A 14,853-nucleotide genomic window follows, 5' to 3' on the forward strand; every position below is an offset into this window, starting at 1 on the left:
GCGTGCGTTAAATTATCATTACTTAATTTTAGGAATTGTATGAATTGGTTTGATTACACGATCCTCGCTGTTATTGGCTTGTCTGCATTAATCAGTGTAATGCGAGGTTTCACCAAAGAAGCAGTGTCTCTTGCTACTTGGTTTGCTGCATTTTTCGTTGCTAGTAATTTTTACCCTGAAGTGACACAATTCTTGACCGGTATCGAAGATAGTAAGTTACGAAACAGTGCTGCTATTGCCATCTTATTTATTGCCACATTATTAGCCGGCGGCTTAATCAATTATATTATCAATCGCCTTATCGCAGTAACCGGTTTGTCTGGAACTGATCGATTATTAGGCGCTATTTTTGGTGCCATTCGTGGGATACTTATTGTCAGTGCTTTATTGTTTTTCATTGATTATATGACCTCATTCAATGAGCAAATATGGTGGAAGGAAGCACAATTACCACCTCATTTTTCTTTTATAATTTCATGGTTTTTCGAACATTTAGAAAGTTCATCAACTTTTTTAAAAGATTTACAAACAACAGTTATTTAATCGTAAATTAGAAATAAATAATCCTAATTTTAAAGCACAACAAGTGTTTTTTTAATGAACAATCTTAAAATGGAAAGGCGTTAATTTATGTGTGGAATAGTCGGTATAGTTGGTTCAACTCCTGTTAATCAAAGTATTTATGATGCTTTGACCGTCTTGCAACATCGTGGTCAAGATGCAGCAGGTATTGTGACAACTTACAATGGTAACTTTAAACAACGTAAAGCAAATGGTTTAGTGAAAGATGTATTTGAAACTAAACACATGCAACGTTTAAAAGGTAATAGTGGTATTGGCCACGTCCGTTACCCTACGGCTGGTAGCTCAAGCGCTGCTGAAGCTCAACCGTTCTACGTTAATTCACCTTGGGGTATATCGCTAGCCCATAATGGTAATTTAACGAATTCAAAAGAGTTACGTGAAGCGTTAATTAAATCACGTCGCCACATTAATACAACGTCAGATTCTGAGCTATTACTGAATACTTTTGCTGCGGAACTGGCAAAAAGTAAATTAGATAAGTTATCGCCACAAGATATTTTTGACGCAGTTAAAGCTGTTCATAAACAGATCAGTGGTGCTTATGCAGTGACATCATTGATTATCAATCATGGTCTAGTTGCTTTTCGTGACCCTGATGGGATTCGTCCATTGGTATTAGGTTCTCGCAAAACTGAAGAGGGTGATACAGAATATATTGTTGCTTCAGAAAGCGTAGGTTTAGATACTATTGGCTTTAAATTCATTCGTGATGTTGAACCAGGCGAAGCTGTTTACATTACTGAAGACAGACAATTACATACTCAACAGTGTGCTGAAAATACGACATTGACGCCTTGTATTTTTGAATACGTTTACTTTGCACGCCCTGATTCAACGCTAAATGGTATTTCAGTTTATGAAGCGCGTTTAGAAATGGGCCGTAAACTAGGTGCTAAAATAAAACGTGAATGGTCTGATGTTGAAATTGATGCGGTTATCCCTATTCCAGAAACATCAAATGATATCGCATTAGAAATCTCAGTTGAATTAGGTTTGCCATATCGTCAAGGATTTGTAAAAAATCGTTACATTGGTCGTACTTTTATTATGCCTGGTCAAACTCAGCGTCGTAAATCAGTACGTCGTAAATTAAATCCAATTACAGCTGAATTCAAAGGCAAAAATGTATTGCTTGTTGATGATTCAATTGTACGTGGTACAACATCAGAACAGATTATTGAAATGGTGAGAGAAGCCGGTGCGAAAAAAGTATACTTAGCATCTGCAGCACCAGAAGTACGTTACCCAAATGTACACGGTATTGATATGCCAACACCAGAAGAGCTAATCGCTCATGGTCGTAATGCAGAGCAAATCAGTGATTGTATCGGTACTGACAAACTTATATTCCAAGATCTTCAAGATTTAAAAGATGCGGTTTGCAAACAAAATCCGGCGATTAAAGATTTTGAATGTTCTGTTTTTGATGGCAACTATGCAACACCGAACATCAATAAAGAATACTTTGATTATCTAGCTAGCTTACGTAGCGAAGATGCAAAGAAAATTCAAACGCAAAAAGAAGAAATTGCAAATTTAGAAATGTATAACGAAGCCTAAATTATTTCTATATTAAAAAGCACAATTTAGGTTGTGCTTTTTTGTTTTAGTTAAGCAATTTATACCAATCACACTAATTAACTGATCTATTTTACTTGTTAAAATAACTTATTTCTTCGTTGTAATTTTCGCAAATAGAACAACTATTTAACTCAAATTACGCCTTGAACTCAGTCATTTTTTCTGCGCAAAATTTAGATCACTTATTTAATATAATTGGTATTATTTAACGCTTTGTAAAATTTTTATTAAATTTAAAGCCAAAAAAAACCAGCAATTAAGCTGGTTTTTTTATTAATACTCAGGACACACTTTAAAATTCTGCTGTGCCGGGTGCTCTTGGGAATGCAATTACATCACGGATGTTTTGTACACCTGTCACATAAGATACTAATCGCTCAAATCCTAAACCAAAACCTGCATGTGGAACCGTTCCATATTTGCGTAAATCACGGTACCAGCTGTAGTCTTCTTTATCTAATCCCATTTCATCAAGACGTTTGTCTAATGCAGCAAGATCTTCTTCACGTTGACTACCACCAATGATTTCACCGATCCCAGGTGCTAAAACATCCATTGCAGCAACAGTTTTACCGTCTCCATTAAGTTTCATGTAGAAAGCTTTAATGTCTTTAGGGTAGTTTTGTAAAATGATCGGTGCGCCAACATGCTCTTCAGCAAGGTAACGTTCGTGCTCAGATTGTAAATCAACACCCCATTCAACAGGGTATTCAAAGGTCTTATCACAGTTTTGAAGAATATCGATTGCTTCAGTGTAATCCATACGTACAAATTTCGAACTAACCATTTTTTGTAAACGCGTGATAGCTTCTTTATCAACACGTTGAGCAAAGAATGCCATGTCATCTGCACGTTCTGTTAATACTGCATTGAAAACATATTTAAGCATATCTTCAGCAAGTTGTGCTGCGTCAGCTAGATCAGCAAATGCAATTTCAGGCTCTACCATCCAAAACTCAGCTAAATGGCGCGTTGTGTGTGAGTTTTCCGCACGGAATGTTGGGCCGAAAGTATAAACATTAGTTAATGCACAAGCGTAAGTTTCTGCATTTAATTGGCCTGATACCGTTAGGAATGTTTCTTTACCAAAAAAGTCTTTTTTGTAATCGATTTTTCCAGCGTCTGTACGTGGCAAGTTCTCTAAGTCTAATGTACTCACTTGGAACATTTCACCGGCACCTTCACAGTCACTACCCGTGATAATTGGCGTACTGATCCAATTAAAGCCACGTTCATAAAAGAAATTATGGATTGCATGTGATAAACAGTTTCGTACACGTGTCACGGCACCAAACATATTTGTACGTGGGCGTAAATGTGCATGCTCACGCATATATTCGATACTATGACGTTTCGCTGACATTGGGTAAGTTTCAGGATCTTCTACAAAACCTAATACTTCAACTTTAGTTGCTTGAATTTCAAATTGCTGTCCTTTTCCTGGGCTTTCTACTAATTCACCCGTTACAGCGACACTACAACCTGCTGATAAGCGTAATACATCAGATGTATAGTTAGTTAATTCAGCAGCGACAACTGCTTGGATAGGATCAAAGCATGAACCATCATAAATATTTAAAAAAGAGATGCCTGCTTTTGAATCACGACGTGTACGTATCCAGCCTTTAACCGTTACTTGGCTGCCTAATGCAAATTTGCTGTTGAAAATATCAACAATGGGTGTTTTTGACATCTTTAATGGTGCTCCATGATCACAGTAATAACTGTATTTACTCTAAAAATAATAATAGCTGCATATATTACCTTGGCTAGTTTCAGATACAAGCCTATAAACTTACTTAATAACAGTTATATAGCATTGTTTGCTTAATTAAGGGACTCACATACAGAATATATGGCATCTGTTAATTTGCTTAATTGCTCTGCTGTGGCGATATACGGCGGCATAATATAAATAAGTTTGCCAAAAGGGCGGATCCAAACACCAAGTTCCACAAATTTTCGTTGTACAGAAACCATATCAACTTCTTGGTTCAACTCCACGACACCAATCGCACCTAATACTCTAATCTCTTTTACGGAGTTTAATTTTGTACACCTTGCCAACTCTTGATGCATTTGATTACTAATAGTGGAAACAGCCTGTTGCCAATCATAGGATAACAATTTCTGTAAATTGGCACTGGCTACGGCACAAGCTAAAGGATTACCCATAAAAGTAGGCCCATGCATAAATACACCGGCTTTGCCTTCACTGATAGTGTTCGCAACTTTATTGGTAGTCAAGGTTGCTGCAAAACTCATATATCCTCCGGTAATTGCTTTACCGAGACATAAAATATCGGGTGAAATATTGGCGTGTTCGCAGGCGAATAACTTGCCCGTTCTACCAAACCCGGTTGCAATTTCATCTGCGATTAACAGAACATTGTATTTATTACATAATTGTCGTGCTGAGGTTAAATATTGAGGGTGGTAAAAGTGCATACCGCCGGCGCCTTGAACAATCGGTTCAAGTACCAAGGCAGCTATCTGCTCTGCATTATTTTTTAGCAGTTCTTCTAAATCTTGGATAGCACTATCGTTCCAAGCTTGCTCATATTTAATCTTTGGTTGCTCTGTGAATAGATTTTTAGCCACAAAATCTTGATATAGTTCATGCATTGAACCTTCAGGATCGGTCACGCTCATCGCGGCAAAAGTATCACCGTGGTAGCCTTTTTTAAGTGCAACAAATTTAGTTTTGCTTTTACCTAGCGACTGCCAGTATTGCAGTGCCATTTTTAAAGCAACTTCTACAGCAACACTCCCTGAATCACTAAAAAAGACTTTATCTAATCCAGAAGGTGTTATTTCCACTAAGGTTTTAGCCAAGGTAACAGCGGGTTGATGGGTTAAACCACCAAACATGACATGAGACATTTTTGACAACTGATCTGTAGCAGCTTTATTTAATTCAGGAACATTGTAACCAAACAAACACGCCCACCATGAGGACATACCATCAACTAACGACTCACCTGATTGTAAATTAATCATGCAACCAGATGCACTCTCTACGGGATAACAAGGAATCGGCTTAGACATAGAAGTATAAGGGTGCCAAATGTGCTGCTTATCAAAATTAATATCACTGTTCAGTGTTTTACTATCTTTATTGCTCATTAAATAATCACTTGTAAAGTTAAATGGTGTTTATAAGTTGACAGTGTAAACTTGAATATTAAACTAACCAAATATTTTTTAACTGGGCGTGGACAAAATGGACAATACATTAAGCAATACATCATCAATACGACATGACTGGACAGTGAAAGAAGTAAATGACTTATTTGCAATGCCATTTATGGACTTAATGTTCAAAGCACAAACTGTACACCGTCAACACTTTCCTCATAATGAAGTGCAAGTGAGTACGTTGTTATCGATAAAAACCGGGGCTTGCCCAGAAGATTGTAAATATTGTCCACAAAGTGCGCGTTATGATACTGGTCTTGAAAAAGAAACATTAATGGAAGTTGAAAAGGTCATTAAAGCGGCGAAAGAAGCCAAAGCAACCGGATCAACCCGTTTCTGTATGGGCGCTGCTTGGAAGAACCCAAAGCAACGTGATATGCCATATCTAGTAGAAATGATTAAAGAAGTGAAATCATTAGGGCTGGAATCATGCATGACATTAGGCTCTTTAGATGATCAACAAGCGCAACAGTTGTCTAATGCTGGGCTAGATTATTACAACCATAACCTCGATACGTCACCTGAATATTATGGTGAAATCATTACCACTCGTTCATATCAAGAACGACTAGATACCTTAGATAACGTACGCAGTGCCGGCATGAAGGTATGTAGTGGAGGCATTGTTGGTTTAGGTGAAGAGGGCAAAGACCGTTCAGGTTTATTAGTGCAACTTGCTAACATGCCTGTACAACCAGAAAGTGTTCCTATCAATAAATTGGTTAAAGTAAAAGGCACGCCACTGGATAATGTGGAAGACTTAGATAATTTCGAATTTATTAAAACCATTGCTATTGCACGTATTCTCATGCCTAAGTCACATGTACGTTTGTCAGCTGGCCGTGAAGATATGTCAGAACAAACACAAGCATTGTGTTTTATGGCTGGCGCTAATTCTATTTTTTATGGTTGTAAATTATTGACGACAGCTAACCCAGATGAAAACTCAGATATGCTTTTATTTAAAAAGTTAGGTATCAATAAAGAAGAGATTCATAACTCGCCATACGAAACTGAAAAACAAGTTGATGCAGCGATTATTCGTCATGCAGAAAAAGATGAACTGTTTTACGATGCGACAAGTAAACTTAATTAATGGCTTTTTCTTTTATTGAACCTGCACTGCAGCAACGTCAATCTGAGCATTTATATAGAAAATTAAATACTGTGCAAAGTAAACAATCACGATATGTTTATATCAATGGAAAGCAGTATCTTAATTTTTCCAGTAATGATTACCTTGGTCTGGCCTCAGATCCCGAGATGATCAAAGCTTGGCAAAAAGGGGCGGAACTGTATGGTGTTGGCAGTGGTGGTTCATATTTAGTCACTGGCTATCACCAAGTTCATCATGATCTAACACAGCAATTAAAAGAATGGTTAGGATTAACGGATCTTTGTTTTTTTAGCTCAGGTTATTCAGCCAATCAAGCGATGGTCTCACTGTTACTAAATAAACATGATTTATTGATTCAAGATAAATTAAATCATGCTTCCTTAATGGAAGCGGGGCAGCACAGTACAGCTAAAATGTCTCGCTTTAAGCATAATGATCTTAATCATTTATCTCACTTGTTGGAAAAACAATCACAGATTGACAATAAATTAGTGATCACCGAAGGCGTATTTAGTATGGATGGCGATAATTCACCGGTCACTCATATTAATAGGCTTTGTAAGCAACATGATGCTTGGTTAATGGTTGATGATGCGCATGGAATTGGTGTGTTAGGCGAACAAGGTAAAGGTAGTTTAAATGCACAAGGTATGGACAATACCGATTGTGAAATTTATATGGGCACCTTTGGTAAAGCATTAGGTGTGGGAGGGGCTTTTGTCTCTGGCAGTCCACAACTTATTGACTATATAACAAACTTTTCTAAGCACTATATATATACAACGGGTTTATCTCCAGCCATGGCTTACTGCATCGGTGAAGCGGCAAAAATGGCTCAACAACAGCAATGGAGAAGAGATCATTTAATGGCATTAATTGATCAGTTCAAACAGCTTGCTGGGCAATTCGAGATTCCATTAATGCCGTCCAATACGCCGATACAGCCGGTTTTAATCGGTAACAGTGAGACAGCATTAAATGTGGCTAAGTGCCTTAAAGAAAAAGGGATTTGGGTGACGGCGATACGTCCGCCTACGGTGCCTGAAAATAGTGCTCGTCTACGTATCACTTTAACAGTAAATCATACTAAGCAAGATATAACGTATTTAGCTCAACAGTTGCAAAGGGCAGTTAATGCAAATTCAAATTGATAAACAAGCAGTAAAAACCTCATTTTCTAAAGCTGCGACTTATTATGATAAGTTTGCAGATTTACAACGTGAGATTGGCTTTGAGCTGATGTCTTTACTGCCCAAACAAAGTAAACAAGCTAATAGTGTGCTGGATTTAGGTTGTGGTACTGGTTATTTTTCTTATCAACTCAACTTGTTTTGTAATGATGCAAATTTAACTTGCTTAGATTTATCGCCTGCGATGTTGTTACAAGCAAAAACGAGAGTGATTACAAATGCGCAATTCTTACAAGCAGATATTGATCAGCTTCCGGCGATGGATAGAGAATTTGATCTGATTTTTTCTAACCTAGTGTTGCAATGGAGTAGCCGTCTAGATTTGTGTTTACTTAATTTAAAACCGCTTTTTAATCAGCAGACGACTTTTGCATTTTCTACATTATTAGAAGGCTCACTTTTTGAACTTAAAAATGCTTGGAAAAGTATTGATAACGAACAGCATGTTAATCAGTTTTTAACATTAAGTGAGGTTGAAAAAGGAATAAAAAAAGCTGGTTTTACAAAGGCTAGGCTAGTGACTGAAACACGCGTTAAAAAGTTCAGTAATGTTATTGCGATTATGAAGGCATTAAAAGGAATAGGTGCGAATCATGTTCATCGTGATAGCAATAATACTAGCACCAATAAACAATTATTATCGAGATTAACTCAAGCTTATCAACCTTATCTTGATGAGGACGGCCAATATAACTTAACCTACCAAGTATGTTATGCGGTAATTGAGTCTTAAATAGGATCTTAAATGAGCAACAAAATTAAATTAAACCAAGCTATCTATTTTATTACCGGTACGGATACTGATATCGGTAAAACCGTTTGTACTAAAGCATTACTGCAAGCAGCAAATAAGCAACATAAAGCGACGCTTGGCTATAAACCTATTTCTGCAGGATGTGAAGTAACTATTGATGGGTTACGTAATGAAGATGCGCTTATCTTACAACAACACAGTAGTATCCAATTACCTTATTCAATGATTAACCCTGTTGCTTATCAACAACCTATTGCACCACATATTGCTGCAGCTGAGATTGAACAAGCCATTGATATTAATTTAATCGATAAAGGGCTTTCGCAGCTAAAACAACATAATCCTGATTTATTGTTAATTGAAGGAGCAGGCGGCTGGCATTTACCCATTAATAATAAACAGCTACTTTCAACATGGGTTGTTGAGCAAAAAATACCCCTTATTGTGATTGTAGGGTTAAAGTTAGGCTGTTTAAATCATGCATTATTGACCATCGAGTCAATTCGTCATTCAGGCGGCGTGATAGCAGGGTGGATTGCTAACCATTCACAGCAAAATATGCCTTATGTTAATGAAAACATAGCGACTTTAAAATCATTTATTGCAGAGCCTTTATTAGCTGAGATCCCTTACATGGATAATATTGATCAGCAAAATTTAGCAGATTTATGTGATATTGAATTTTAAAAACAACGAAGCGCTTATCTACCCTCAGTATTATCTAACAACATTTATAGATAATACTGAGGCTCATTATGTCTGACGTTATTGAAAGATTTAGAGTAATTTATTGAATATTGCTCTTAGTAAGCCATTTTTTCCAGGGTAAAGGCATCATAGGAACCACTATTAATAAAATACCCAGGGCGGTTAATAGATCTGGTACTTCATTAAACCACATGATGCCAAATAGCGTAACAAATGCTAGCCCAGAGTACTCTGCTAATGCAATATTACTGACATCAGATTTTTTATATGCAATAACAACTAAAGCATGATATCCCAGCACAAATATATTTATGGCTACTATCCACAATAGGTGCGTAAGCGTAATCGGTTGCCACTCTGGTATTGCTAATATTAAGGCTAAAGGCAGTGTCATCAAGGTTGTCCAAAATAAAGTCGATATTAGGTGTTGTCCTTCAGGTATACGACGTATGAACACATTACAAAAAGCCATCGTTAGGGCACTACCAAGCGCTACAATCGCGGCCCAATGAAATTGTTCAGGCCTTAATACAATTAATACACCAATGAATCCAATTGATGTTGCAATATATTTGCTGAGCGGCGGCGTCTCTTTTAATACTAAGATTGACATCGGTAGCATCATCAAAGGCGCAACATAAAACATAGCATTAGCAGTGGCAAGAGTTAAATGAGTGATGGCGACCATTGCACAGGCGCTTCCCCCGACAATAAATTGAGCTCGCCAGAAGGTGATTTTATCGTAACCATCCTTATAATGTTTTTTGGGGAGCCTTATCCATAAGGGAAAAATAAACAATAAACTTATCAATTGGCGAATAAACACATATTGAAAGGTAGGTACTTCCCCGTTTAATACTTTTAATGACACATCTGAAAGAGATGCAAGTAAATTAGCTAATACTAATAATAAAATTGCTTGAGATACTGACTGCTGTGGCATAGAGGTTCCGAAGGGAGGTTAAGGGCAAAATTGGGCGGGGCATTATACCTAAAATTCATCAATGACCTAACTTTAATAAATACGATTTATTACTCTTTTCCCTACAACTATTTATAAACTGCTATTAATCCATCTTATTACCACTAAATCGACTAATATTTACTATATGAAGAAAATAACCATGTTTATTTGTATTACTTAATGCGAGTTTGCAATTGAATTTTATAATTAAAATAAGTCATACATAAAGTGAATGTTAGTTAAAGTAGATTATAAAGGTACTGTTGCTGATGGTAATTAAATTACCTTTTCAATAATCTATTCTATTGTTCATTTGTTGTACGAATGATTGGCTTGTAAGTGGGTATGGTCATAATTTGTTTAGCTTTTATACGACTATTATGTCGGTTTGATCATGTTTTTTAATGATTTACTCCTAAAAATGAGAGCTTGTTTAGGTTTTAAATCAATCATAGGGACTTCAGGATTTAAGTTAAGTTATTCTTGATGGCAGAGATTAACGAACCGCTCATTAGTATTATTAATAGCACTACTGAGCAACCTGTAAAATATATGATTATAATCATTAAATAGTATAATTAAGGATTAAGATGAATAACGGTAAATTAAAATTATTTTTATCAGCATCTATCGCAGCAGCACTAACTGCTTGTGTAACAACTGATGAGCCTTTGGGTCCAATTAATTTAGCAGGCACTCAAGCACCTTTAGCAGTTGTTGAAGCAACTTCAAGTACACATGATGGTAATGGTCCAAATAACTTAATTGATGGAGACTTATCGACACGTTGGTCTGCAAGTGGTGATAACGCTTATGCTGTACTTGATTATGGTCAAGTGTCAGAGTTTGATGCGGTCCGTATTGCCTTCTCTAAAGGTAATGAACGCTCAAGTACCTTTGATATTTTAGTTAGTGAAGATGGTAATACATGGACAACCGTATTAGAAGGTAGCACATCATCAGGATTGATTAACTCTATTGAACGTTTTCCATTTGCTTCTGTGAAAGCACGTTATATTAAATATGTTGGTCACGGTAACACTAAAAATATGTGGAACAGCGTGACAGAGTTTTACGGTGTGAATTGTGCTGTTAATACTTGTTTAGCAAATGAATTTGCAACAGATGAAGTGATTGCAGCTGATCAAGCAGCAAGTGCAGCAGCTAAAGAAAAACAAAAAGCAGAAAAAGCGAGAATGGCTGCGTTACGCCTTGGTGATTTCGGCACGCCTGTTGAATTGAAATGTGAACCAACAGTATCTGATTGTAGTAAATCTGTGTGGTGGGATGTACCACTAAAACCACCTGTTATCCCTGAAGTGCCAAAAGCAGGTAATAAACCGGGTCAAAACTTTGATTTAACAACTTGGTACCTATCTCAACCATTTGACCATGATAAAAACGGCAAGCCAGATGACGTTTCTGAATGGTACTTAAACCAAGGATATGAACAACCTGAATTATTCTACACTGGCGATGATGGCGGCCTGGTTATTAAAACCTTCATTAAAGGGACTCGTACTTCTAAAAATACTAAATACACACGTACGGAAATGCGTGAGATGCTTCGCCGTGGTGATAAATCTATCCCAACAAAAGGTGTTAACAAAAACAACTGGGTATTTAGTAGTGCGCCAGAAGCTGACTTAAAAGCAGCAGGCGGTATTGATGGTGTGTTAGATGTTACAATGAAAGTAGACCATACAACGTCTACAGGTGAAGCAGGTCAAGTCGGTCGCTTTATTATCGGTCAAATTCATGATCAAGATGATGAGCCAATCCGTCTTTACTACCGTAAGTTACCAAACAAAGACACTGGTTCTGTGTACTTTGCACACGAAAATACATTAGAAGGTTCAGATAACTACTACGATTTAGTGGGTGACTTAAGTGGTGAAGTAACAGATGGTATCGCATTAGGGGAAGTTTTCTCATACCAAATTAAAGTTGTTGGTAATGAAATGACGGTAACTGTAAAACGTGATGGTAAAGAAGATGCTGTTCAAGTTGTTGATATGAGTGAAAGTGGTTATGACCAAGGTGGTCGTTACATGTACTTCAAAGTTGGGGCATACAACCAAAATAATACTGGTGATGCAGATGACTATGTACAAGCAACTTTCTACAAAATCAAAACATCTCATGACCAATACAATAAATAATATTGGTTAATTAAATTTATTGATGTCATGTCTAAATCCGCTACGTTTTGTAGCGGATTTTTTTGTTACAGCTCTTCTTTATTTTAGACTCATTCAGAAAGTTCTTACCTATTTTTCTTCTTAGATAATTTTACTAATTACGACCATTAACATCTGATTAATAGTTAACTTGTTTAATATCCTCTATACTTGCCAGCTATTTTTGTTTTCAATGTTAATTGAATATCTTATTCATCTAAAAACAGCTAAATATGGAAGCTATTTATGCAAAAAGGCAAATTTGTTAGCGGTAATATTTTTAAACATATTATTGTGATGTCATCTACTAATGCGATTGGTCTAACAGCGTTATTTCTAGTCGATCTTGCTGATTTGTATTTCATAAGTTTACTGGGTGAAACTGAACTTGCGGCAGCGGTTGGTTATGCAGGCACAATTGCATTCTTTACGACTTCAATCAGTATTGGTTTATCAATTGCAATGACGGCATTGGTTTCAAAAGCAATTGGTGAAGAAAACAAAGAAAAAGCACGACGATTAGTGATCAATATCTTAGTGACAGGCTTTTTAATTTCTTCTCTTGTGGCAGGTTTAACTTGGATATTTTCACCTGAACTGGTGTCATTAATTGGCGCAACAGGTGAAACACATGACCTTGCAGTCGGTTATCTGAAAATCTTATTACCATCATTACCGATCCTATGTATTGCAATGAATGCGGGCGCAGCATTGCGTTCAGTAGGGGATGCAAAAAGGGCTATGTATTCAACATTAGCCGGCGGTGGTGTTAACGCAATTCTCGATCCTATTTTTATTTTCACATTTGGCCTTGGCTTACATGGTGCCGCAATTGCCTCGGTTATTGCCCGTTTTGCTGTGGCTTTTGTCGCTTTTTATGGCGTTATTCGTATTCATGAATTATTAGGGGTATTTAAGCTTAAAGCCTGGTTAGACGACCAAAAAGAGATCATGAATGTTGCCATTCCTGCGATGACCACTAATATTGCGACACCATTAGGTAATGCTTACGTGACTATGATGATAGCCTCTTTTGGTGATGGTTTTGTCGCGGGCTGGGCTGTGGTCGGTCGCTTGTTACCGGTTGCATTTGGGATGATATTTGCTATTTCTGGCGCGGTTGGCCCAATTATAGGGCAAAACTTTGGCGCGCTATTATTTGATAGAGTTCGATTAGCGAATAAACGCGCGCTTGAGTTCACCGCATGCTATGTTGCAGTTGTTGCACTGGTTATTTATTTGTTATGCGATCAAATCGTATCAAGCTTTAATGTACAGGGAGATGCAGCAACCATGATTACATTCTATTGTACTTGGTTATGTATTACCTTTATTTTTAATGGCTTAATATTTATTGCTAATGGGACGTTTAATAATCTTGGACATCCAACAACTTCAACCTTGATGAATATTGGTAAAGCGACGTTAGGCACCATACCTTTTGTTTATTTTGGAGGAGAGTGGTTCGGTGCTCTAGGAGTTGTTTCAGGACAAGCCGTCGGCGCGATTATTTTTGGGTTAATTGCATGGGCTTGGTCACAACACATTTTAAGGAAGCTCGGCAGAAATATCACAATTCACACTGAGCAAGAAGAGGTGAACTTAACGTCATCTTTACCATTAACGCCATTTTGTTCAAGTAAAGCTTATATGTGTGCAGATAGCGAAGAGAGTTTGATAGAACAGCAATACACAGAAACAGTTAACAAATAACTCATTTAGGTTATCAATTTATATTGATAACCTAAAATAATTTTAACTACTTAAATAAAGAGGTGAGATTAATGGTTTGATCATAACTTTTAGTGAAAAGTGGAGACGTTATTTCAAAGTGTAACGGTAGCTCTGGATTCATTAATAATGCAAATACATTGCTAAATAAATCGTTAGGTTTAACCACTAATGGCAGTGTAATTAAACTTTCACCTTGTTCGATTTCTTGACTATTTAAACTACCATTAAACAAATCACTTCCATTTGACGACACTAAATAGTCAACATCGTCTAACGGTAGGCTAAAATCGTTTTTATTATCGACTGCTAATGTCAGGACAATATCTAATTTATCAAAATCAGCGTTGATCACTTCTAAATCTGCGATAGATACTTGTGGAACATATAAGGTGGCAGATTGTTCGAAAGGAATGGCAACCCCCATGGTATTAACACTCCCTTTTATTTGATAATCAACTTTATCTTGAGTTAATAAAAGCTGTTGCATAGCAGTTAGAGTATCTTGGGTTAAACCAAGCGATAAAGTGACATCTTTATCTGAGTTTGCTGGAAGTGTTCCGATTTGCTCTGTTTGACCTGATAATAATTGCTCATTATTTAATGCTAATTGATAAGAAATATCGTCAATAGGCATGGCAAAACTATTATTGTTAGTCACATTAAAAGTAGGATTTATTTCAATTAAATCAGTTGAAACTTCACCCACCGAAATAGATTTATAATTTACTGTTGGTTGCTGCACGTAATCTTTTGCAAAGTCTTGTATCGAACTACAAGCAGACAAGACTGCAATGGAAGAAACAATTAATACATTTTTAAACATGATATTCCTAATTAAAACA

The 14,853-nt window shown here is 36.7% G+C and carries 12 protein-coding genes; 8 read left to right on the top strand and 4 right to left on the bottom strand.

From position 1 onward, the window contains the following. Nucleotides 1–39: 39 nt before the first annotated feature. Together V6256_RS03235 and purF are read left to right on the top strand one after the other, a co-directional pair. Nucleotides 40–543 (top strand): CvpA family protein, encoded by a 504-nt coding sequence (locus V6256_RS03235; RefSeq protein WP_341596621.1) that lies wholly within the window; start codon nucleotides 40–42, stop codon nucleotides 541–543. A gap of 87 nt (nucleotides 544–630) precedes the next feature. Beyond that, the gene (gene purF / locus V6256_RS03240) at nucleotides 631–2,145 is read left to right on the top strand and encodes an amidophosphoribosyltransferase (protein WP_341596622.1); all 1,515 of its coding nucleotides are present in this window, start codon (nucleotides 631–633) and stop codon (nucleotides 2,143–2,145) included. A gap of 313 nt (nucleotides 2,146–2,458) precedes the next feature. Here purF and asnS read toward each other — a convergent pair whose 3' ends face one another. After that, complete coding sequence (gene asnS, locus V6256_RS03245) at nucleotides 2,459–3,859, bottom strand: asparagine--tRNA ligase (RefSeq protein WP_341596623.1); 1,401 nt, start codon at nucleotides 3,857–3,859, stop codon at nucleotides 2,459–2,461. 134 nt (nucleotides 3,860–3,993) lie between these two features. Then, a complete protein-coding gene (gene bioA / locus V6256_RS03250; RefSeq protein ID WP_341596624.1) occupies nucleotides 3,994–5,292 on the bottom strand; it encodes an adenosylmethionine--8-amino-7-oxononanoate transaminase in 1,299 nt (432 codons plus the stop codon). A gap of 97 nt (nucleotides 5,293–5,389) precedes the next feature. Here bioA and bioB point away from each other — a divergent pair, with 97 nt between their 5' ends. From bioB to bioD, 4 genes are read left to right on the top strand one after another with little or no spacing between them, the layout of a single operon-like run. Beyond that, the gene (gene bioB / locus V6256_RS03255; RefSeq protein ID WP_341596625.1) at nucleotides 5,390–6,460 is read left to right on the top strand and encodes a biotin synthase BioB; all 1,071 of its coding nucleotides are present in this window, start codon (nucleotides 5,390–5,392) and stop codon (nucleotides 6,458–6,460) included. Continuing rightward, nucleotides 6,460–7,632: an 8-amino-7-oxononanoate synthase gene (bioF, locus tag V6256_RS03260; RefSeq protein ID WP_341596626.1), complete on the top strand. Its 1,173-nt coding sequence runs from the start codon at nucleotides 6,460–6,462 to the stop codon at nucleotides 7,630–7,632. The genes bioB and bioF overlap by 1 nt, the downstream gene beginning before the upstream one ends. Then, the gene (bioC, locus tag V6256_RS03265) at nucleotides 7,616–8,404 is read left to right on the top strand and encodes a malonyl-ACP O-methyltransferase BioC (RefSeq protein ID WP_341596627.1); all 789 of its coding nucleotides are present in this window, start codon (nucleotides 7,616–7,618) and stop codon (nucleotides 8,402–8,404) included. Before bioF ends, bioC begins: the two co-directional genes overlap by 17 nt. 12 nt (nucleotides 8,405–8,416) lie before the next feature. Then, nucleotides 8,417–9,112 (top strand): dethiobiotin synthase, encoded by a 696-nt coding sequence (bioD, locus tag V6256_RS03270; protein ID WP_341596628.1) that lies wholly within the window; start codon nucleotides 8,417–8,419, stop codon nucleotides 9,110–9,112. A 100-nt stretch (nucleotides 9,113–9,212) separates the two neighbouring features. On the opposite strand, the gene V6256_RS03275 is transcribed toward bioD, so the two are convergent. After that, a complete protein-coding gene (locus tag V6256_RS03275) occupies nucleotides 9,213–10,076 on the bottom strand; it encodes a DMT family transporter (RefSeq protein WP_341596629.1) in 864 nt (287 codons plus the stop codon). Between the two features lie 611 nt (nucleotides 10,077–10,687). On the opposite strand from V6256_RS03275, the gene V6256_RS03280 reads away from it, so the two are divergent. Further along, nucleotides 10,688–12,259 carry a polysaccharide lyase family 7 protein gene (locus V6256_RS03280; RefSeq protein ID WP_341596630.1) on the top strand — a complete coding sequence of 524 codons (1,572 nt, stop codon included), beginning with the start codon at nucleotides 10,688–10,690 and terminating at the stop codon, nucleotides 12,257–12,259. A gap of 264 nt (nucleotides 12,260–12,523) precedes the next feature. Further along, nucleotides 12,524–13,990, top strand: a complete 1,467-nt coding sequence (locus V6256_RS03285) for an MATE family efflux transporter (RefSeq protein WP_341596631.1) — start codon at nucleotides 12,524–12,526, stop codon at nucleotides 13,988–13,990. Nucleotides 13,991–14,036: 46 nt separating this feature from the next. Here the strand turns inward: V6256_RS03285 and V6256_RS03290 are convergent, their stop codons facing one another. Next, nucleotides 14,037–14,834 (bottom strand): LEA/WHy family protein, encoded by a 798-nt coding sequence (locus V6256_RS03290; protein ID WP_341596632.1) that lies wholly within the window; start codon nucleotides 14,832–14,834, stop codon nucleotides 14,037–14,039. Between the last annotated feature and the right edge of the window lie 19 nt (nucleotides 14,835–14,853).

It is taken from the genome of Psychromonas aquatilis, assembly GCF_038155185.1.
Classification (GTDB): domain Bacteria; phylum Pseudomonadota; class Gammaproteobacteria; order Enterobacterales; family Psychromonadaceae; genus Psychromonas; species Psychromonas aquatilis.

Bases quoted from the DNA above. Each gene is read 5' to 3' on its own strand.
- V6256_RS03235 (WP_341596621.1), top strand. From the start codon at position 40: ATGAATTGGTTTGATTACACGATCCTCGCTGTTATTGGCTTGTCTGCA.
- purF (WP_341596622.1), top strand. From the start codon at position 631: ATGTGTGGAATAGTCGGTATAGTTGGTTCAACTCCTGTTAATCAAAGT.
- asnS (WP_341596623.1), bottom strand. From the start codon at position 3,859: ATGTCAAAAACACCCATTGTTGATATTTTCAACAGCAAATTTGCATTA.
- bioA (WP_341596624.1), bottom strand. From the start codon at position 5,292: ATGAGCAATAAAGATAGTAAAACACTGAACAGTGATATTAATTTTGAT.
- bioB (WP_341596625.1), top strand. From the start codon at position 5,390: ATGGACAATACATTAAGCAATACATCATCAATACGACATGACTGGACA.
- bioF (WP_341596626.1), top strand. From the start codon at position 6,460: ATGGCTTTTTCTTTTATTGAACCTGCACTGCAGCAACGTCAATCTGAG.
- bioC (WP_341596627.1), top strand. From the start codon at position 7,616: ATGCAAATTCAAATTGATAAACAAGCAGTAAAAACCTCATTTTCTAAA.
- bioD (WP_341596628.1), top strand. From the start codon at position 8,417: ATGAGCAACAAAATTAAATTAAACCAAGCTATCTATTTTATTACCGGT.
- V6256_RS03275 (WP_341596629.1), bottom strand. From the start codon at position 10,076: ATGCCACAGCAGTCAGTATCTCAAGCAATTTTATTATTAGTATTAGCT.
- V6256_RS03280 (WP_341596630.1), top strand. From the start codon at position 10,688: ATGAATAACGGTAAATTAAAATTATTTTTATCAGCATCTATCGCAGCA.
- V6256_RS03285 (WP_341596631.1), top strand. From the start codon at position 12,524: ATGCAAAAAGGCAAATTTGTTAGCGGTAATATTTTTAAACATATTATT.
- V6256_RS03290 (WP_341596632.1), bottom strand. From the start codon at position 14,834: ATGTTTAAAAATGTATTAATTGTTTCTTCCATTGCAGTCTTGTCTGCT.